This window comes from Citrobacter sp. RHB36-C18 (genome assembly GCF_013814485.1).
Classification (GTDB): Bacteria; Pseudomonadota; Gammaproteobacteria; order Enterobacterales; family Enterobacteriaceae; genus Citrobacter; species Citrobacter braakii.
This window is the reverse complement of record NZ_CP057125.1, coordinates 3638543-3659283: the sequence shown is the minus strand read 5'-3', so window position 1 is coordinate 3659283 and position 20741 is coordinate 3638543. Positions and strand designations below refer to the sequence as shown.

At 54.7% G+C, this 20741-nt stretch carries 16 protein-coding genes; 11 read left to right on the top strand and 5 right to left on the bottom strand.

Features of this window, described 5'->3' with window-relative positions; all coding sequences use genetic code 11:
* Positions 1 to 145 precede the first annotated feature (145 nt).
* Together HVZ52_RS17540 and ppnP are read left to right on the top strand one after the other, a co-directional pair.
* Positions 146 to 823, top strand: coding sequence for an AroM family protein (locus HVZ52_RS17540; protein WP_016155840.1), 678 nt, complete (start codon positions 146 to 148; stop codon positions 821 to 823).
* 71 nt (positions 824 to 894) lie between these two features.
* Positions 895 to 1179, top strand: a complete 285-nt coding sequence (gene ppnP, locus HVZ52_RS17535; protein ID WP_016152010.1) for a pyrimidine/purine nucleoside phosphorylase — start codon at positions 895 to 897, stop codon at positions 1177 to 1179.
* Positions 1180 to 1229: 50 nt separating this feature from the next.
* Here the strand turns inward: ppnP and rdgC are convergent, their stop codons facing one another.
* Entirely contained in the window at positions 1230 to 2141 is a 912-nt protein-coding gene (rdgC, locus tag HVZ52_RS17530) for a recombination-associated protein RdgC (RefSeq protein ID WP_003021479.1), read from the bottom strand.
* Between the two features lie 91 nt (positions 2142 to 2232).
* Between rdgC and mak the strand changes: the two genes are divergently transcribed.
* Complete coding sequence (gene mak, locus HVZ52_RS17525; protein ID WP_151222900.1) at positions 2233 to 3141, top strand: fructokinase; 909 nt, start codon at positions 2233 to 2235, stop codon at positions 3139 to 3141.
* Between the two features lie 27 nt (positions 3142 to 3168).
* Here mak and araJ read toward each other — a convergent pair whose 3' ends face one another.
* From araJ to sbcD, 3 genes are all read right to left on the bottom strand, one after another.
* The gene (gene araJ / locus HVZ52_RS17520; RefSeq protein ID WP_181599302.1) at positions 3169 to 4341 is read right to left on the bottom strand and encodes an MFS transporter AraJ; all 1173 of its coding nucleotides are present in this window, start codon (positions 4339 to 4341) and stop codon (positions 3169 to 3171) included.
* A gap of 187 nt (positions 4342 to 4528) precedes the next feature.
* Complete coding sequence (sbcC, locus tag HVZ52_RS17515) at positions 4529 to 7675, bottom strand: exonuclease subunit SbcC (RefSeq protein WP_181598529.1); 3147 nt, start codon at positions 7673 to 7675, stop codon at positions 4529 to 4531.
* Entirely contained in the window at positions 7672 to 8874 is a 1203-nt protein-coding gene (gene sbcD, locus HVZ52_RS17510) for an exonuclease subunit SbcD (protein ID WP_016152015.1), read from the bottom strand. The genes sbcC and sbcD overlap by 4 nt, the downstream gene beginning before the upstream one ends.
* Positions 8875 to 9064: 190 nt before the next feature.
* Here sbcD and phoB point away from each other — a divergent pair, with 190 nt between their 5' ends.
* The 5 genes from phoB to malZ all read left to right on the top strand — a co-directional run bounded on the left by phoB (position 9065) and on the right by malZ (position 16235).
* Positions 9065 to 9754: a phosphate response regulator transcription factor PhoB gene (gene phoB / locus HVZ52_RS17505; protein ID WP_003021496.1), complete on the top strand. Its 690-nt coding sequence runs from the start codon at positions 9065 to 9067 to the stop codon at positions 9752 to 9754.
* 50 nt (positions 9755 to 9804) lie between these two features.
* Positions 9805 to 11100, top strand: coding sequence for a phosphate regulon sensor histidine kinase PhoR (gene phoR / locus HVZ52_RS17500; protein ID WP_047357682.1), 1296 nt, complete (start codon positions 9805 to 9807; stop codon positions 11098 to 11100).
* A gap of 405 nt (positions 11101 to 11505) precedes the next feature.
* Positions 11506 to 12825 carry a branched-chain amino acid transporter carrier protein BrnQ gene (gene brnQ / locus HVZ52_RS17495; RefSeq protein ID WP_016152017.1) on the top strand — a complete coding sequence of 440 codons (1320 nt, stop codon included), beginning with the start codon at positions 11506 to 11508 and terminating at the stop codon, positions 12823 to 12825.
* Positions 12826 to 12905: 80 nt separating this feature from the next.
* Positions 12906 to 14279, top strand: a complete 1374-nt coding sequence (proY, locus tag HVZ52_RS17490) for a proline-specific permease ProY (protein WP_016152018.1) — start codon at positions 12906 to 12908, stop codon at positions 14277 to 14279.
* A 138-nt stretch (positions 14280 to 14417) separates the two neighbouring features.
* Positions 14418 to 16235: a maltodextrin glucosidase gene (gene malZ, locus HVZ52_RS17485; protein WP_181598528.1), complete on the top strand. Its 1818-nt coding sequence runs from the start codon at positions 14418 to 14420 to the stop codon at positions 16233 to 16235.
* Here malZ and HVZ52_RS17480 read toward each other — a convergent pair.
* Complete coding sequence (locus HVZ52_RS17480; RefSeq protein ID WP_016152020.1) at positions 16229 to 17131, bottom strand: LysR family transcriptional regulator; 903 nt, start codon at positions 17129 to 17131, stop codon at positions 16229 to 16231. The genes malZ and HVZ52_RS17480 overlap by 7 nt on opposite strands.
* A 273-nt stretch (positions 17132 to 17404) precedes the next feature.
* On the opposite strand from HVZ52_RS17480, the gene HVZ52_RS17475 reads away from it, so the two are divergent.
* From HVZ52_RS17475 to HVZ52_RS17465, 3 genes are all read left to right on the top strand, one after another.
* Positions 17405 to 18046 carry a hydrolase gene (locus HVZ52_RS17475; RefSeq protein ID WP_047416914.1) on the top strand — a complete coding sequence of 214 codons (642 nt, stop codon included), beginning with the start codon at positions 17405 to 17407 and terminating at the stop codon, positions 18044 to 18046.
* Positions 18047 to 18219: 173 nt separating this feature from the next.
* Entirely contained in the window at positions 18220 to 18765 is a 546-nt protein-coding gene (locus HVZ52_RS17470) for an antibiotic biosynthesis monooxygenase (protein ID WP_016152022.1), read from the top strand.
* A 21-nt stretch (positions 18766 to 18786) separates the two neighbouring features.
* Complete coding sequence (locus tag HVZ52_RS17465; RefSeq protein WP_181598527.1) at positions 18787 to 20655, top strand: amidohydrolase; 1869 nt, start codon at positions 18787 to 18789, stop codon at positions 20653 to 20655.
* Positions 20656 to 20741: the final 86 nt, after the last annotated feature.

Sequence of the window (20741 nt, the reverse complement as noted above, 5' to 3'; positions counted from 1 at the left end):
TAACAATCCAGTACCGGAATGATTTGGAATCTTTACACAATACACCGCCGATCAGCTGCTACGCTTTTGAGCATTTGTAGCGCAGGTCAGCGCCCGGCACTTGCCCGGGATTTCACAGCAAAGTAAGAAGACGGTGGAGCAACAAATGAGTGCGTCGTTGGCTATCCTCACGATTGGCGTGGTGCCGATGTGTGAGGTGTTACCGCTCCTGACGGAATATATCGATGAACAGCACATTACTCACCACAGTCTGCTTGGACAGATGCGGCGAGAAGATGTGATGGCTGAGTATGGCGTTTCGCCCGGTGACGAGCCTTTATTAACGCTGCTCAGCGACCACCAACTTGCGCATGTCTCACGCCAGAAGGTTGAGCGCTCGCTGCAAAGTATCGTGGAGGTGCTGGATAACCAGGGCTTTGACGTGATCCTGCTGATGAGTACCGCCTCAATCGCTCGCCTGACCGCCCGCAATAGCATTCTGCTGGAGCCGTTACGTATTATCCCCCCGCTAGTGGCCTCGATTGTCGATGGGCATCAGGTCGGGGTTATTGTCCCCGTCACCGAATTGCTCAAAGCCCAGACGCAAAAATGGCAGGTGTTACAAACTCCACCAGTGTATGCCGTGGCGAATCCGATCGAAGGTACCGAACAACAATTGATTGATGCCGGGAAAGAACTGCTGGAGCAAGGCGCGGATGTGATTATGCTGGATTGTCTGGGGTTCAATCAACGCCATCGTGATTTACTGCAAAAATCTCTGGATGTCCCGGTTCTTCTGTCTAATGTGTTGATTGCCCGACTGGCTTCGGAGCTGTTGGCGTAATTTTGCGTGACAGGTGGAACGTCAGCCCCCTATATTGGTTCTCAACTTAATCACGAGATAGGGCCAGTTGTATGCTTCAAAGTAATGAATACTTTTCCGGCAAAGTAAAATCGATCGGTTTTACCAGCAGCAGTACTGGCCGCGCCAGTGTTGGCGTGATGGCTGAAGGCGAATATACCTTTAGTACTGCGGCGCCTGAAGAGATGACTGTCGTTAGCGGCGCACTGAACGTGCTGCTGCCGGGGGAAACCGAGTGGAAGGTGTATGCCGCAGGGGACGTGTTCAACGTACCGGGCAACAGCGAGTTTCATCTGCAGGTGGCAGAGCCAACATCCTATCTTTGCCGCTATCTGTAAGCATAGAAATGACGAATGGCGACATTATGCCGCCATTCGGTAAGTACGGCTTAACGTTGCGCTTCGCCGCCTAATCCTTCCACCAGACTTTTAATCAGCGCCGCCAGTTCACCCGTCATCAGGATGAAATCGGCATCAAAACGCTGAGCATAATCTTCGCGGTCAATATCTTCGTTCTGATCGCGCAGCTCGTCGCTAAACTTCAAACGCTTAATAGAGCCGTCGTCACACATCACGAACTGAATGCGCTGCTGCCAGTCGAGGGCCAGCTTGGTGACTAGTTTGCCCGCTTCGATATGCACGGCGATTTCGTCGCAGACCAGATCCTGCTTTTTCGCGCGGATCACGCCGCCGTCTTCAAGGATCGCTTTTAGTTCGGCTTCATCCAGTAACTGGAATCCCTGTGCCGTTGTGCCGGAGCGAACCCATTCGGTCAGCGTCAGCTCAATGGGGTTTTCCATCGTCAGCGGAACGACCGGCAGCGAACCGAGACTCTTACGCAGCAGCGCCAGCGTATCTTCGGCTTTCTTCGCACTCGCGCAATCAACCATGATCAGATCGTTGACGGTATCGATCCACATCATCGTCTGGCTGAAACGGCTAAAGGCGCGCGGCAGCAATGAGTGCAGAACTTCATCTTTCAGCGAGTCTTTTTCGGTCTTCTTGAGTTTGCGACCTTGCTCAGCTTCCAGTTTGAATATTTTGGCTTCCAGCGCCTGTTTGATAACCGGCGACGGCAGAATTTTTTCTTCTTTGCGGGCGCAGATAATAATTTGGCCATTGGCGGTATGCGTTAATGCATCGCTGTGCGATCCCATCGGCGGAACCCAGCCCATTTTTGCCATATCCTGGCTACCGCAAGGGGTGAACGTCATTGATGCCAGCTGTTTTTCCATCTCTTCGGCACGCAAAGAAACATCGCGGCTAAGACGGTAAACCATTAAATTTTTGAACCACAGCATGATAATTTCCACGGCCTTGTCGTTAAATCCAGCGGGCATGATAGCGAATTGTCGCTATGCTTGCATTGTTAATCGGGAAGAGGAGCAAACAGTGCGTATAGGTATCGATTTAGGCGGTACGAAAACGGAAGTTATCGCGCTTGGCGATGCAGGCGAACAGCTTTTTCGCCATCGCCTGCCCACGCCGCGTGATGATTATCGGCATACGATAGAAACCATCGCCGCGCTGGTGGAGATGGCGGAAAAGGCCACCGGGCAGTCAGGAACCGTGGGGATGGGCATTCCCGGTTCAATTTCGCCCTACACCGGAGTGGTGAAGAATGCCAACTCGACCTGGCTTAACGGGCAACCTTTTGACAAAGACCTGAGTACGCGTCTGAATCGCGAAGTGCGGCTGGCAAATGATGCCAACTGCCTGGCGGTTTCTGAAGCCGTTGATGGTGCAGCGGCGGGGGCGCAAACCGTGTTTGCGGTGATTATCGGTACAGGATGTGGCGCTGGAGTGGCGCTGAACGGACGGGCGCACACGGGCGGGAACGGTACTGCGGGCGAGTGGGGGCATAATCCGCTGCCGTGGATGGACGAAGACGAACTGCGTTATCGGCAGGAAGTGCCCTGCTATTGCGGCAAGCAAGGCTGTATTGAAACCTTCATTTCCGGAACCGGTTTTGCCACCGACTACCAGCGTCTGAGCGGTAAGTCGCTCAAGGGCAGTGAAATTATCAGTCTTGTTAATGCCCGGGATGCCCAGGCCGAACAGGCGTTGAGTCGTTACGAGCTGCGTCTGGCGAAATCACTGGCGCATGTGGTGAATATTCTCGATCCGGACGTAATCGTGCTGGGCGGCGGAATGAGCAATGTCGACCGACTGTATCAAAACGTGCCAACGTTGATTAAACAGTTTGTCTTTGGCGGCGAGTGCGAAACGCCTCTACGCAAGGCGCTGCACGGTGACTCCAGCGGCGTGCGCGGCGCGGCCTGGTTGTGGCCGCAGGAGTAATGTTCGCGCTGCCGGGTAGCGCAGAGGCTATCCGGCAGCGGGAGTCATCTGGGATACGCTGCGCTTCAGGCGACCATAGAGCAGCAGCGACGACATCGCAGAAAACGACAGCAGCGCCGCCGGCAACGTCACGTAGTTGTAGGCAAAGCCCAGCGTCAGCATCATACCACCGCACCAGGCGCCAATCGCGCTGCCGAGATTAAAGGCAATTTGCCCCCCAGCCGCACCCAGCAGCTCACCCCCTTTAGCATTTTGCAGCAGCAAAATTTGCAGCGGCGCCGATAGGGCAAACAGGCCCGCGCAGCAAATAAAGGCGAAGATCAGCGACGCGGCTTTGATCCCGCCAAAGGCAAAGAGCAGCAGCAGAGCCAGCACAATTACAAAGTCGGTTATTACCGCAATACGCAGCGGCGTATAGCGGCCAGAAAGGCGGCCGCTCAGCAGATTTCCCAACACCATCCCCAATCCCACCAGCATCATGATGAAGGTCATCAGCGCTTCGGAAAAGCCGGAGATGAACATCATGTACGGTTTGACGTAGCTGAACCAGGCGAAAACCCCGGCGTTACCAAACATGGTGGCGGAAAAGATGAGCCACGGGGCGGGGGTTTTCAAAAAGTGAAATTGTTCGCGCAGTTTCCCTTTTGCTTCATCGCTGATGTTGGGTACCCAAAAAGTTATCGAGACCATCACGGCGATATTAAAGACGGCTATCAGCAGAAACGTGTAGCGCCAGCTAAATTCCTGGCTCAGCCAGGTGCCGATGGGAATGCCAATCAGATTAGCAACGGTCATACCCGAAACCATGCCCGCGACGGCGGCGGTGACTTTTCCCGGACGGGCCAGCTTCGACAGGATAATCGCGCCAACGCCAAAAAACGCGCCGTGTGGAAAGCCGGAAACCAGCCTGCCCACCGCCAGCATTAAATATGAGGAGGAGAGGGTGAAGATGGCGTTGCCGATCACGCACAGCGTGACCAGAAACAGCAGAATATGCTTGAGAGAAAAGCGGTTGGAAAAGAGCGCAATAATAGGTGCGCCCAGCACCACGCCAAAAGCGTAAAACGAAATCATATGGCCAGCGGCAGGGATGGAAATTCCCACGTCCCGCGCCAGCTCGGTGAGTACACCCATGATGCCAAACTCGGCCATGCCCAGCCCAAATGTCCCCAGAGCTAAAGAGAAAATGACTTTTTTCATACCACCTGCCAACAAGAAAGACGCACGATATGCGCCATAGCGGCGAACGTTCGCCGCCAATAGAGATAGCTTGCGGATAAGCGAAGTGGAATGCCATTTCATATCCGTCTTTGTGTATTCACGATCGTGCTATGTGCCGTGCCGGATAGCGCTGGCGCATATCCGGCCTCCAGGTGCTGAGCTGCTATCAGGCATCAACTGCAAACATTTTATCGAGTTTACTGTAGCCCAGTCCGTTGATTTTTTTGACCTTGATCTGCACCGGAATGCGTTCTTTCATCGCTTCAACGTGGCTGATGACACCAATGGTTTTGCCAGTGGCGTTGAGCGCATCGAGCGCATCCAGGGCGGTATCCAGCGTTTCGCTGTCCAACGTGCCGAAACCTTCGTCGAGGAACAGGGAGTCAATTCGCGTTTTGTGGCTGACCAGATCGGACAACGCCAGCGCCAGCGCCAGACTCACGAGGAAGCTCTCGCCGCCGGAAAGCGTACGCGTGTCACGCACGGCATCGGCCTGCCAGGTATCAACCACTTCCAGCTCCAGCGCTTCGCTGGCCTTGCGCTGCAACAGATAGCGACCGTGCAGACGGGTCAACTGGTTGTTGGCAAGCCAGACCAGATTATCCAGCGTCAGCCCCTGGGCAAACTTGCGGAATTTATCTCCCTCTTTCGAGCCGATCAGCGCGTTCAGATAGCCCCAGTCTTCGACCTGCTGTGCGACTTTCGCAATCTCCAGCATCAGCGCCTGCTGCTGCTGGCGGTTTTCACCATCCTGCTTGAGCTGCTGGCGAATTTCGCCCTGACGAGTGGTGTTCTCCCGTAGCAGTTGGGTGAGTTGCGCCAGCGCGTCGTGAAGATGTTGCACGGTGAGCGTGAGATCCACCCCGGTTGGTAGCTGTTGTTGATGAGTCGCCAGCGCCTGCTGCGCCTGATTAAGCAGCGTTTGCGCCTGCTGTCGCTGGCCTTCCAGTGATTGCTTCAATTGTTCAAGGCGGTTAAAGGTCTCTTCATCCAGCAGGGCGGCAACAAAGGCGTCGCGATCGGCAAAGATGCTGGCCTGCAATGCGGTATCAAACTGCGCCTGAATTTCTGCAGCGCGCTGAACCTCCTGCGCCTCCTGCTGCTGTAAGGTTTGCCACTGCCCCTGTAAAGAGAGGCAATCGTCGTGCACCTGCCGCCAGTTTTCCAGCGACAGATTCTCAATGTTTTCACCAAGCGCATCGGTTTCAGGCAGCGTTTCCAGCACCGGCGCAAGCTGGGCGATTCGAGCCTGTAATTCAGTCAGTTCGTTCTGGCGCAACTGCCACATTTGCGCTTCGTTCGCCCGCTCGCTCAGCCATGAGGCGACTTCACCCTCGGCCGGAAGGGACAGACCATGACGGGCCAGCTCGGCGGTTAACGTTGCCTGACGCTGGTCAATATGCTGCTGGAGCTGAGTAATCTGCTCTGTGTGTGCGGTGATTTGCGCCTGCAGGGTATGACGCAGACTCAACTGGTGAAGCTGCTGCTCGTGCTCTTCCTGGGCGGCAAGCCACGGGGCGATGTCATCCTGCGGTTGCAGCGTCACGTTGAGGCTGGCGGTGACGGTCTGCCACTCTTGAGTAAGTGCTTGCTCTTCCTGAGAAAGCGTTTGTACTTCGCGTTCATCGCGCTGAAGTTGCTGGGTTATCGCCTCAAGTTGACCGCGTAGCGTTGAACCCTCATCGGCCAGCGTTTTGACCTCTTTTTCCAGCGCTTCACGCCGTGTCTGATTCACACTCAGTTCGAGCGTTTGATAGCGCTCAATCGCCGGGTGCGTGGTGGAGCCGCAAAGTGGGCAAGGCATGCCGGATTGCAATAGTGCCCGCTGGCTTTCCAGATCTTTGATCCGGGCTTCCTGCTCGCAAATGATTCTCACATCGGCAAGCTGCTGATTTTTATCTTTATAGCGCTGACGCTTTTCTGTAAGCACCGCATTGCGCTGGGCCAGTTCCTGCTGACGCTGCACAAGCGTGGCGCGTAGCTGCGCCAGTTGCTTTTGCTTCGGGGCGATTTGCCCGTGCAGATTACTCAGCCGCTGGCGTAACGGACGAAGCTGCACATGTTGCGCCAGCGCTTCCGTTACCTGTTGTACCGAAAAGGTCAGCTTGGGAAGCGCCAGCGCATCGAGCTTGCGCATGTCGTTCTCCCGCAACTGCTGCCACTGGCGCAGTTGGGCGCTGGCGTCGGACTGTTGGGCCAGCAGCGCTTTCCATCCTGCCAGTTCGCTACTCCACAAACGGAAGCGGTCATGTTCTTTCAGCCAGTCGGTTAACGTTTGCTGTCCGGCGAGCATAGCGGCTGACTGCGTTTGTGCCTGCTGACGAATACGTCCGCGCAGCGCTAAGCTGCTTTGTAAGCGAGCATTCACTTCCTGAATCTTCTGTCGCGTACGGTTAATCGTAGCCGTTTGTTCCTGGATTCGCTCCCAGTGTGGGCGTAACGCTCTGGCTGGGAGTGCCAGACTCAGCGCCGCCAGTTGCGGCTGCGCCTCTTCCTGCGCCTGAAGTGCAGCCTGTAATACCTGCTGGTGGCGGTTTATCTCCGCCTGTAGCTCATTTTGCCGCATGAGCCAGTTGAGGTGCTGCTGCTGGGCTTGTTGGCTGGTAAGGTATTGTTTTTCTTCGTCAGTAAGTACCTGCAAACTTTCTGTCAGAGATTGCAGCTGTTCTGGCGCTAACAGCGCAACACCGCTGGCCTGGGCCTGCAGTTTTTCCAGTTCCGTACGCGCTGATTTGTGCTTTTCAAATACCATGGCGGAGATTTGGCCGTAGATCTCTGTGCCGGTCAGTTCTTCCAGCAGCTCGGCGCGTTCTTTCGGTTTGGCATTGAGAAATGCGGCAAACTGCCCCTGAGACAGCAGCATCGAACGGGTAAAACGTCCGTAATCCAGCCCGGTAAGCTCGGCGGTCATCTCCAGCTTATCTTTGACCTTATCGGCGAGGATTTTACCGTCGGAGCAGCGGGCCAGCTCTACGCGAGGGACCTGCAGATTGCCCTCCGGCTGATTGCGCGCCCGGTTCTGGCTCCAGAATGCGCGGTAGGCTTCGCCCCGCACCTCAAACTCGACCTCGGCCAGACACTCCGCGGTGTCGCGGGTCATCAGGTCGTTTTGCGACTGTGACACGGTATTCAGGCGCGGCGTTTCGTGGTACAGCGCAAGGCAAATTGCGTCCAGCAGGGTCGTTTTCCCCGCGCCCGTTGGCCCGGTGATAGCGAACAACCCGTTGCTGGCAAACGGTTCTGCCGTAAAATCGACTTTCCATTCTCCCTTCAGGGAGTTGAGGTTTTTCAGGCGTAGGCTGAGAATTTTCATGCTTCAGCCTCCCCGGCAAGCGTTTGTAAGGTTGCGCTAAACAGCTGGTTAAGCCGCTCACGCTGCGGTTCTTCGAGTTCTTCCAGCGCCAGGCGGCGGTCAAAAACCTCTGCCACGCTCAGCTCGCTTAACGTTTCACGTCGTTCATTGGCCATAATGCGTTCGCGCTGTTCACGACTGCGGCGCACCAGTAGCACTTCTACCGGTAAATCTTCGGTTAAGGCCTGGATCTTACGTTGCATATCATGCAGGTAGTCATCGGTGGTGATTTCAATATCCAGCCACACCGGTGGCTCTTGCTGCACGCCGCGCCACTGCTCAAGCTGGGTAGTAATGGCGGCTAAATCGCCTTTCAGTACCGCAAGCTGCTGCGTAACCGGCACGGTGAGATTTTCAACGGCGCTGAGTTTCCCCGCGTCAAAGCTCACCAGATGTACACATTTGCTTTTGCCGCACTCGTCAAAACTGAGGGCAATCGGCGAGCCGCAGTAGCGAATATGTTCCGTGCCGCCGATAACCTGCGCCCGGTGAATATGTCCCAGCGCGATGTAGTCTGCCGGTGGGAAGTTTTGCGCCGGGAAGGCGTCCAGCGTACCGATATAAATGTCACGTACGGCGTCGCTTTTACTGGCTCCAACGGTGGTCAAATGCCCGGTCGCAATGATGGGGAGATTGTGGTCGCCGCGCAGCGTGCAGGCATCCTGATACTGCTGCTGATAGTAGTCGGTGATTGCGCCCAGTAAATGCTGTTGTTTTTCTTGTCCTGTCAGCCCGGCCTGGCTGGTGATGATGTCGCGCGGACGTAAAAAAGGCACCGGACACAGGATCGCCCCCGGCGTACCGTCGCGTAGCGGCAGTATCTGCGGCCCATGACCAGCGCTGGCAACCACCGTGGTGTTGAGAAACGCCAGAATATCTCGGGATTCATTGAGTGTGGCGACGGAGTCGTGGTTGCCTGCCAGCACCACCAGATGACAGCCGGTTTGCTGCAGATTGACGACAAAACGGTTATACAGCTCACGGGCATAGCTAGGCGGTGAGCCGGTATCGAAAATATCGCCTGCCACAATAATGGCATCCACCTGCTGGGATTGTGCCGTTTCCAGCAGCCAGTCGAGAAAGGCCTGATGCTCGGCGGCGCGGCTCTTGCTGTAGAAGTTTTGGCCCAGATGCCAGTCAGACGTGTGAAGGATGCGCATAAGAGTTCCATGACGATAAAACAATGGCGGGGATTATAACCCTTCACGAGTGGGAATATCTTGTCTCCGGGCTGTCATAATTCGCCGGGCTGCGTTAAACCTGGACTATCTTTTCATAAATCTGTCATAAAACTGACGCATAATGGCACTGTATTGATGGCAAACGATTTAATTACAAACAGGGCAAATCATGGCGAGACGTATTCTGGTCGTAGAAGATGAAGCTCCAATTCGTGAAATGGTCTGCTTCGTGCTCGAGCAAAACGGATTTCAACCCGTTGAAGCCGAAGACTATGACAGTGCTGTGAACCAACTCAATGAACCCTGGCCGGATCTCGTCCTGCTTGATTGGATGCTTCCCGGCGGCTCGGGTCTACAGTTTATTAAACATCTTAAGCGCGAAGCGATGACACGGGACATCCCGGTGATGATGCTGACGGCGAGGGGGGAAGAGGAAGATCGCGTCCGGGGGCTGGAAACCGGCGCGGATGATTATATTACCAAGCCCTTTTCTCCCAAGGAGCTGGTGGCGCGTATTAAAGCAGTTCTGCGTCGTATTTCACCGATGGCGGTGGAAGAGGTTATAGAGATGCAGGGGCTAAGCCTTGATCCCACCTCGCATCGCGTGATGACCGGCGAGGATCCGCTGGATATGGGGCCGACCGAATTCAAACTGTTGCACTTCTTTATGACTCATCCCGAGCGTGTCTACAGTCGCGAGCAACTCCTCAATCATGTCTGGGGAACCAATGTGTACGTGGAAGACCGGACAGTGGATGTGCACATCCGCCGCTTACGTAAGGCGCTGGAGCACAGCGGACACGATCGTATGGTGCAGACGGTTCGCGGGACGGGATATCGTTTTTCAACCCGCTTCTGACTGACAAGAATCAGTGCCTGAAGGAATAGGCCGTATAGGGAGTAAGACGTTTGCTAGAACGATTGTCATGGAAAAGGTTGGTACTGGAGCTGATCCTGTGCTGCATACCGGCATTTATCCTTAGCGCTTTTTTCGGTTACCTGCCCTGGTTTTTACTGGCGTCGGTAACGGGCCTGCTTATCTGGCATTTCTGGAATTTATTACGTTTGTCCTGGTGGCTATGGGTCGACAGAAGCATGACGCCGCCGCCGGGGCGAGGCAGTTGGGAGCCGTTGCTGTACGGGCTGCATCAAATGCAACTGCGCAACAAAAAGCGCCGTCGTGAACTGGGTAATCTGATTAAACGTTTTCGCAGCGGGGCGGAATCGCTACCCGACGCGGTGGTGCTGACCACTGAAGAAGGCGGTATCTTCTGGTGTAACGGACTGGCCCAGCAGGTTCTGGGACTGCGCTGGCCGGACGATAGCGGGCAAAATATTCTTAACCTGTTGCGCTACCCGGAATTTACACAATATCTGAAAACGCGCGATTTTAGCCGACCGATCAATCTGGTACTCAATACCGGACGGCATCTGGAAATTCGCGTGATGCCCTATACCGATAAGCAATTGCTGATGGTGGCGCGCGACGTTACCCAGATGCATCAACTGGAAGGTTCACGACGTAACTTTTTCGCCAACGCCAGCCATGAACTGCGTACGCCGCTGACGGTGTTACAAGGGTACCTGGAAATGATGCAGGAGCATCCGCTGGAAGGGACGACGCGTGAAAAAGCGCTGCATACCATGCGCGAACAAACGTATCGCATGGAAGGGCTGGTGAAACAACTGCTGACGCTGTCAAAAATTGAGGCTGCGCCGACGCTACTGCTGAATGAGAAAGTCGATGTGCCCATGATGCTGCGCGTGCTCGAACACGAAGCGCAAACGCTGAGCCAGCAAAAACATACGTTTACCTTTGATGTTGATAACAGCCTGAACGTGCGGGGTAACGAGGAGCAGTTGCGTAGCGCTATCTCGAATCTCGTCTACAACGCGGTGAACCATACGCCAGCGGGAACGCACATTACCGTACGCTGGCAGCATGTGGCGTCGGGGGCGGAGTTTTGCGTGGAAGACAACGGTCCAGGCATTGCCGCCGAGCATATTCCACGCTTAACCGAACGTTTTTATCGTGTGGATAAGGCGCGATCGCGGCAAACGGGCGGCAGCGGACTTGGTTTGGCCATCGTTAAGCATGCGCTGCATCATCACGACAGTCGCTTGAATATCGAAAGCGAACCAGGCGTTGGGACGCGATTTAGTTTCGTGATCCCGGAACGTTTAATTGCCAAAATTAACGGTTAAGGCGCATTCGTAAGATAATCTTTCCAAAAGCCAGCGCAAGCTGGCTTTTTCTATGCGGTCAATATAAGCATCCTGAATTTTACGACGTTTGGTTGTTTTTTGTTCGAACTATTACCCATACCTTTTTCCATGAAATGGTGTTTTGTGCTAACCCCATTTTTCATATCGCTATATTGTTCTGGTTTTTGGATCCCACCTTGCTTTAAAACGTTATAAGCGTTTAAATTGCGCTCCAGGTGCTGTCATACCGACTGCATTTACGCGGTAAATCGAAAAACTATTCTTCGCCGCGCCAGCCTGGGAGTGTTTCCCGCTGGAATTGAGCAAAAATGCCGCTGTATTGTCCCCCAGGGAAAGGCAAAAATTTATTATTTTCAACACCACATCCACAGGCAGTAAGACTTTATGACCCATCAGTTAAAATCGCGCGATATTATCGCTTTGGGATTTATGACATTTGCACTGTTCGTTGGTGCAGGTAACATCATCTTCCCCCCAATGGTTGGTTTGCAGGCAGGTGAACACGTCTGGACTGCGGCTTTTGGCTTTTTGATTACCGCCGTTGGCCTGCCGGTACTTACCGTTGTCGCGCTGGCGAAAGTCGGTGGTGGTGTGGACCGACTGAGCACGCCTATCGGTAAAGTCGCTGGTTTGCTGCTGGCGACCGTGTGCTACCTGGCTGTTGGACCGTTATTTGCTACGCCGCGTACCGCGACGGTCTCTTTCGAAGTCGGGATTGCACCGCTGACCGGTGACTCCGCGCTGCCACTGCTTATCTACAGCGTGGTCTATTTCGCGATTGTGATTCTGGTTTCGCTGTATCCGGGCAAACTGCTGGATACGGTTGGTAATTTCTTGGCTCCGCTGAAAATCCTGGCGCTGGTGGTCCTGTCTGTCGCCGCAATCGTCTGGCCAGCAGGCCCGATCAGCAATGCGATGGAAGCCTATCAAACTGCGGCGTTTTCTAATGGCTTCGTGAACGGGTATCTGACCATGGATACGCTGGGCGCGATGGTATTTGGTATTGTTATCGTCAACGCCGCTCGCTCGCGTGGCGTTACTGAAGCGCGTCTGCTGACCCGTTATACCGTTTGGGCGGGTTTGATGGCGGGTGTGGGCTTAACGCTGCTGTATCTCGCGCTGTTCCGTCTGGGTTCAGATAGCGCAATTCTGGTCGATCAATCTGCTAACGGCGCGGCAATTCTGCATGCGTATGTTCAGCACACCTTTGGTGGCGCAGGGAGCTTCCTGCTGGCGGCGTTGATTTTCATCGCCTGTCTGGTCACCGCGGTTGGCCTGACCTGCGCGTGCGCAGAGTTCTTTGCCCAGTACGTTCCACTGTCTTATCGTACGCTGGTATTTATCCTCGGCGGCTTCTCGATGGTGGTCTCTAACCTGGGGCTGAGCCATCTGATTCAGATCTCTATTCCGGTGCTGACGGCTATCTATCCGCCATGTATCGCACTGGTTGTATTAAGTTTTACCCGCTCATGGTGGCATAATTCTTCCCGCGTCATTGCACCTGCGATGTTTATCAGCCTGATTTTTGGTATCCTTGATGGCATTAAAGCTTCTGCAATTGGCGACGTGTTACCGGCCTGGACCCAGCGTTTACCGCTGGCGGAGCAGGGGCTGGCGTGGTTGATGCCAACAGTCGTGATGGTGGTCCTGGCAGTTATCTGGGATCGTGCAGCGGGTCGACAAGTGACCTCCAGCGCACACTAATATCACTGACAATAAGTTTTAACCACGGGGCTATTAACATGGCCCCGTGGTTTTTTATTGTGTTAACAGGTTAGGAATCGATGGAAAGTAATAACAAGCTAAAGCGTGGGCTGAGCACCCGGCACATTCGCTTTATGGCATTAGGTTCAGCAATTGGTACCGGGCTGTTCTACGGCTCGGCCGATGCCATCAAAATGGCGGGGCCAAGCGTGTTGCTGGCCTATATTATCGGCGGCGTAGCGGCGTATATCATTATGCGCGCGCTGGGCGAAATGTCCGTTCATAACCCTGCAGCCAGCTCCTTCTCGCGCTATGCGCAGGAAAACCTCGGACCGCTGGCAGGCTACATAACCGGCTGGACCTACTGTTTTGAAATCCTGATTGTCGCCATTGCCGATGTGACTGCCTTTGGTATTTACATGGGCGTCTGGTTCCCGGCCGTACCACACTGGATTTGGGTACTCAGCGTGGTATTGATTATCTGCGCCATCAACCTGATGAGCGTGAAGGTGTTTGGCGAGCTGGAATTTTGGTTTTCGTTCTTTAAAGTCGCCACCATTATCATCATGATTGTCGCCGGTTTTGGCATCATCATTTGGGGGATTGGTAACGGCGGACAGCCTACCGGTATCCATAATCTGTGGAGCAACGGCGGTTTCTTCAGCAACGGCTGGCTCGGCATGGTGATGTCGCTACAAATGGTGATGTTCGCCTACGGCGGGATTGAGATTATCGGGATTACCGCTGGCGAAGCCAAAGACCCGGAAAAATCTATTCCGCGCGCCATCAATTCCGTACCGATGCGCATCCTCGTGTTTTACGTGGGGACGCTGTTCGTCATCATGTCTATTTACCCGTGGAACCAGGTCGGCACTGACGGTAGCCCGTTCGTTCTGACGTTCCAGCATATGGGGATTACCTTTGCTGCCGGGATCCTCAACTTCGTAGTCCTGACCGCGTCGCTGTCGGCCATCAACTCTGACGTCTTTGGCGTGGGGCGTATGCTGCACGGTATGGCGGAGCAGGGCAGCGCGCCGAAAATGTTCGCCAAGACGTCGCGTCGTGGCGTGCCATGGGTGACGGTGATGGTGATGACCATCGCGCTGCTGTTTGCGGTGTATCTTAACTACATCATGCCGGAAAACGTCTTCCTAGTGATCGCCTCTCTGGCGACCTTCGCAACGGTATGGGTGTGGATTATGATCCTGCTGTCACAAATTGCCTTCCGTCGTCGTCTGCCGCCGGAAGAGGTTAAGGCGCTGAAGTTTAAAGTGCCGGGTGGGGTTGTGACGACCGTTATTGGCCTGATTTTCCTGGTCTTTATCATCGCGCTTATCGGCTATCATCCGGATACCCGCATTTCGCTATACGTCGGCTTTGCGTGGATTATCCTGCTGCTTGCCGGCTGGGTTTTCAAGCGCCGTCGCGAGCGCCAACTGGCTGAAGCGCAGTAATATTTTTGCCGGGTAGCTTAATGTTACCCGGCAATTTTCTCCTCCCCCACACTCCTCCCCCAATAAACGTTAAGATGATGAGTGATCCTGCACTTCGCTATGGCAAGGTGACGTCATTATCATCAAAGGGGATACGTGATGTTGAACGCCTGGCACCTTCCGGTTGCCCCATTTGTTAAGCAAAACAAAGATCAACTGACGATTACATTATGGCTGGCGGGGGAAAATCCACCCCAGCGGGTGACGCTACGCGCAGAAAACGATAACGAAGAGATTTCGCTGGGTATGCACAAGCAACGCAGCCAGCCGCAGCCGGGCGTGACCGCGTGGAGAGCGGCGATCGATCTCTCCAGCGGACAGCCTCGTCGACGCTATAGCTTTAAATTACTTTGGCTCGATCGTCAGTTGTGGTTTACCCCGCAGGGATTCAGCCGTTTTCCGCCTGCGCGTCTGGAGCAGTTTGCTGTTGATGTGCCGGATAACGGTCCGCAGTGGGCCGCCGATCAGATTTTTTACCAAATTTTCCCGGACCGTTTTGCCCGCAGCCAGTCGCGTGAAGCGACTCAGGATAACGTCTATTACCACCACGCTGCCGGACACGATATTGTGCGGCGCGAGTGGGATGAACCGCTTACGGCCCAGGCCGGTGGCTCCACGTTTTATGGCGGCGATTTGGACGGCATCAGCGAAAAGCTGCCGTATCTGAAAACGTTAGGCGTCACGGCGCTGTACCTGAATCCGGTATTTACCGCGCCGAGCGTGCATAAATACGATACCGAAGATTACCGTCATGTTGATCCGCAGTTTGGCGGCGACAGGGCGCTGCTGCGCCTGCGTCACACCACCCAACAGCAGGGGATGCGCCTGATTCTCGACGGTGTTTTTAACCATAGCGGCGATTCACACGCCTGGTTTGACCGACATAATCGGGGAACGGATGGCGCGTGCCATAATCCGCAATCCCCCTGGCGCGACTGGTATCATTTCTCAGCCGACGGCGTCGCGCTCGACTGGCTGGGGTATTCCAGCCTGCCCAAGCTGGACTTTTCCTCTGAAAGCCTGGTGAATGAAATTTATCGCGGCGAAGACAGCATCGTTCGCCACTGGCTGAAAGCGCCGTGGAGTATGGACGGCTGGCGTCTTGACGTGGTGCATATGCTGGGAGAGGCCGGTGGTGCGCACAACAACCTGCAGCACGTGGCCGGAATTACGCAGGCGGCGAAAGAGACCCAGTCAGAGGCGTATGTGGTGGGCGAGCATTTTGGCGACGCGCGCCAATGGTTGCAGGCCGACGCGGAAGATGCCGCCATGAACTATCGCGGTTTTACCTTCCCGATATGGGGATTTCTCGCCAATACCGATATCTCATACGATCCGCAATTCATTGACGCCCAGACCTGTATGGCGTGGATGGATAACTATCGCGCGGGTTTGTCACATCAGCAGCAGTTGCGGATGTTCAACCAGCTCGACAGCCACGATACCGCCCGTTTTAAATCTCTGCTCGGTAAAGACGTCGCACGTTTACCGTTGGCGGTGGTGTGGCTGTTTACCTGGCCTGGCGTGCCCTGTATTTACTACGGTGACGAAGTGGGACTGGATGGGAACAACGATCCGTTTTGTCGCAAACCATTCCCGTGGCAGCCTGAAAAACAGGACGCTAACCTGCTGGCGTTGTATCAGCGGCTGGCAACATTACGCCACCAGAGCCAGGCGCTGCGCCATGGTGGTTGTCAGGTGATTTACGCCGAGGATAACGTGGTGGTGTTTGTACGCGTGCTAAACCGCCAGCGTGTATTGGTGGCGATTAACCGTGGCTACGCCTGTGAAGTGGTCCTGCCAGCCTCGCCATTACTGAGCGTCAGCCAATGGCAGCACCAGGAGGGCAAAGGCGTGCTTGCCGAGGATATCCTGACGCTGCCGGCGATTTCCGCCTCGGTGTGGATGGGTCATTGATATAAGCGCGTAACATCCGGGCTTGCCAGCAGCGTTTCCCGCCACCAGCGCTGCGCTAATCCATCGCGGTTATTGCGCCAGGCCATATAGGCCACGTCTTTTTGGCGAAATGAGATCACCGTTTTTTCCACCAGCTCGCCCGTGGCAAGCCACGGGTTAGCAATATGGCGGGGGAGAAATCCGCAGCCCAAGCCGGCCCGCAGTAGCATCACCTTACTGTGGAAATCATCAACGCGAATCTGCGCCTGCTCCTCCATCAGATTGGTTTGTAACGGATGACAAAAGCGGGCGCTGTCGCTAATGACAATCGCCCGGTGCAGGCACAGCTGTTCGTTAGTCAGGCCATCCGGTGCTGCGGCCAGCGGATGCTCAGGCGCAACGACAAACACATTGTCCAGCGTGCCAAGCATTTTGTAGGACCAGGCCGCTGACGTAGGCGGTTCATTAATCGCCCCCAAAATAATATCTGCTCCATTATGCGTCAGCTCCTCCCAGGAGCCTGCCAGCGTATGGTGGGTGAAGTTAAGGCGGGTTTGCTTATTCAGCGCGTGAAATTCATCGATAATGGGCAACAGCGAGGCGAAAGGGAAGGAGTCGTCCAGCGCAATCGCCAGCTCTTTTTCCCAGCCTGAACTCAGCTGCACCGCCTGCTTTTCGAGATCTTTTGCCGCACTCAGCAGCAAACGTCCCTTTTCCAGCATCATCTGACCGGTGTCGGTAAATTTTGCCCGGTGACCGGAACGGTCAAGCAACTCGATATTCAAATCACTTTCCAGCTTTTGAATCATATAGCTGAGTGCTGCAGGGGTTTTAAACAGCGATTCCGCCGCCGCGGCAAATGAACCCTGTTTATCAAGTGCGTCGAGAATTAGCAAAACATCCAGATTGATGCGCATAAGCAGAAAATATCCTGAAAATTAAACCCCTCTGTTGTACCGAATGGAGAAAAACAATGCCAGTGAATAAATTAGATGAGTCATGCGCATTTTTTTGATGTTGTTTAGGATATATCGCAACACAAAATTAATAGTTTCACTGGATGGTAAGTTTTCTTTAATAACTCGTTAGAAATTTCCCGCTATACTCAACAAGCTTTCTGATTCAGGATCCTGCTGCTGACGGCAGATACAGACCGTTGCCTTTTAACTTATTGATTAAGAAGGTGTGCTATGTCTATTCGGGAACTGATTGACCCTCAAAACTCAACGCTTATTTTTATTGATCATCAGCCGCAAATGTCATTTGGTGTGGCGAATATTGACCGCCAGACTTTGAAAAATAATACCGTGGCATTAGCGAAGGCCGGGAAAATATTTAATGTTCCGGTGATTTATACTTCTGTGGAAACGAAAAGTTTTAGCGGCTATATCTGGCCGGAATTGTTAGCGGTTCATCCTGATGTGAAACCAATTGAACGCACCTCGATGAACTCCTGGGAAGATGCGGCGTTTGTGAAAGCCGTGGCAGCGACCGGGCGCAAAAAATTGATTATCTCCGCGCTGTGGACCGAAGTATGCCTGACTTTCCCGGCGCTGATGGCGCTGGAAGCGGGTTACGAAGTTTATGTGGTAACTGACACTTCCGGCGGCACGTCCGTGGATGCCCATGAGCGTTCTATCGACCGCATGGTACAAGCGGGCGCCGTACCAGTGACCTGGCAACAGGTTCTTCTCGAGTACCAGCGCGACTGGTCCCGCAAAGAAACCTACGACGCCGTCATGGATCTGGTACGTGAGCACAGCGGCGCCTACGGTATGGGCGTGGATTACGCCTACACCATGGTGCATGGCGCGCCGGAACGTAAAGCCTAAATACACCTCATCCTTCATGTTGCCTCTTTGTAGGCTTCGTTTGCGTACCCCGGTCACTCACTTTGTCAGCTTCCGGGGATACACAATCTTGCCGCTTCGATGCGCCATGAATGATTTTGTGTATTGCTTCCGTGGCCTAAGCGGGCCTGTTTCCTCTCCACAAGGAACCCTTTATGGCGCAGAACAAACATGTGACGTTGGTGATTTCCCACACCCTGCTGCCTGAACAAGCGCAGCGGTATGAGCAGTGGCTGGGGAAAATCATGCCGGTGGCGGCCGAGTTTCCCGGTCATCTTGGGGCGAATGTGATTCGTCCTGCAGATGGCAACAATTTGTGGAACATCATTATCCGCTTCGACACGCTTGAGCATCTGTATAACTGGACCCAGTCCGATACGCGCCGCGTGCTGGTCGAAGAGATTGCCCCGCTGCTGGCGGAAGGGGATAAAACTGAAATCCGCACCGAAGCAGCGTTCTGGTTTACACCGCCCGCGCCCCATGTACGTCAGCCCAGGCGCTGGAAACAGTTTCTGATAACCCTGCTGGTGATTTTTCCCAGCACCAATCTGGTGCCGTGGTTGACCGGCATTGTGCTGCCTGCCATGAAGGGCTCGTTACTCCTGCATCTGATCAATGATGCCTGTGTGGTTGCGCTGGTGGTCTGGTTCTGGATGCCCATCGTAACCCGTCTGTTTGCCGGATGGCTGAAAAAAGCCTGACCGGTTTCTCAGGAGATTGTTATGTCTCAAACTGCCACACTGATTCTGACTCACGGAAAAATTCATACTCTCGAAAGACAAAACCCGCAGGTCGAGGCGGTGGCGATCGCCAATGGTAAGATCCTGGCGACCGGTAGCCACGATCGCATCATGAGTTTTGCCACCGACGGGACGCAGGTTGTCGATCTGCAGGGACATACGGTGATCCCGGGCCTGAACGATTCGCACCTGCACCTCATTCGCGGCGGTCTGAATTACAACCTGGAATTGCGTTGGGAAGGCGTTCCGTCGCTGGCGGACGCGCTACGCATGCTCAAAGAGCAGGCTGACAGAACGCCATCGCCGCAATGGGTGCGCGTGGTGGGCGGCTGGAGCGAATTCCAGTTTGCCGAACGTCGCATGCCAACCCTCGAAGAACTGAATGAAGCTGCCCCGGATACCCCAGTTTTTGTTCTGCACCTCTACGACAGAGCTTTGCTGAACCGTGCCGCACTGAAAGCAGTCGGCTACACCAAAGCGACGCCGGACCCGGCGGGTGGTGAGATTGTGCGTGATAGCAACGGTAACCCAACCGGGATGCTGATCGCCAAACCCAACGCCATGATCCTTTATTCGACGCTGGCAAAAGGACCAAAACTGCCGCTGGAAATGCAGGTCAACTCGACCCGGCAGTTTATGCGCGAGCTGAACCGTCTCGGGCTGACCAGCGCCATCGATGCAGGCGGTGGTTTTCAGAACTACCCGGAAGATTACGAGATAATTGAGCAGTTACACGCCAACAAACAGATGACGGTGCGCATCGCCTACAACTTGTTTACCCAGCGTCCGCAGCAGGAACTGGAAGACTTTGAACGCTGGACCGATATGCTCAAACCAGGGCAGGGGACCGACTTCTACCGTGCCAATGGGGCAGGGGAAATGCTGGTCTTCTCGGCCGCGGATTTTGAAGACTTCCTCCAGCCACGCCCGGATCTGCCGGAAGGTATGGAAGATGAGTTGGAGCGCGTGGTGCGCCACCTCGTGGAGCACCGCTGGCCGTTCCGCCTGCACGCCACCTACGATGAATCCATCAGCCGAATGCTCGACGTATTCGAGAAGGTGAATCGCGATATCCCGTTCAATGGCCTGCACTGGTTCTTCGATCACGCTGAAACGATTACCGAACGGAATATCGAGCGCGTAAAAGCGCTGGGGGGCGGGATCGCTGTTCAGCACCGTATGGCGTTCCAGGGCGAATATTTTGTCGATCGCTATGGCAAAGATGCGGTCAAACATACCCCGCCAGTGGCGAAAATGCTGGCGGCTGACGTTCCGGTAGGGCTGGGGACTGATGCCACCCGCGTGGCCAGCTACAACCCGTGGACAGCGCTCTACTGGCTGGTTTCGGGCCGTACTGTGGGAGGGATGGCGATGTACGATGATAACAATCGCCTGCCGCGCGATGTGGCGCTGGAATTGTGGACGGCCGGTAGCGCCTGGTTCTCCAGCGAACAGGGTAAGAAAGGGCGCATCGAGAAAGACCAACTGGCCGACCTGGTGGTGCTGTCTAAAGATTACTTCAGTGTGCCGGAAGAGGAGATCAAAGGCATAGAGTCGGTGATGACCATTGTCGATGGCAAAGTGGTGTATGCGGCCGGGCATTTCACTCCGCTGGCGCCGCCAGCCATCCCGGTTGTACCTGACTGGTCGCCGGTGGTAAAAGTGCCGGGGCACTATCGCTCAGCGCCGCCTGCTGCGGCGAAAATTGGCGCAATGGTGCAGATGCACCAGTGCTGCGGCAGCTGCGACGTACACGGCCATCAGCATGATATAGCGCGTAAATCGGCAATTCCGGTGTCAGATGACCGGGCTTTCTGGGGCGCGCTTGGCTGCTCCTGCTTCGCGTTTTAATCCCTCATCACAGCCCCTGGCCAAACGCAGGGGCTGATTGTCTATTCTGAAAAGCGGTTCATCGTGTTAACCGATATGGCGCAACT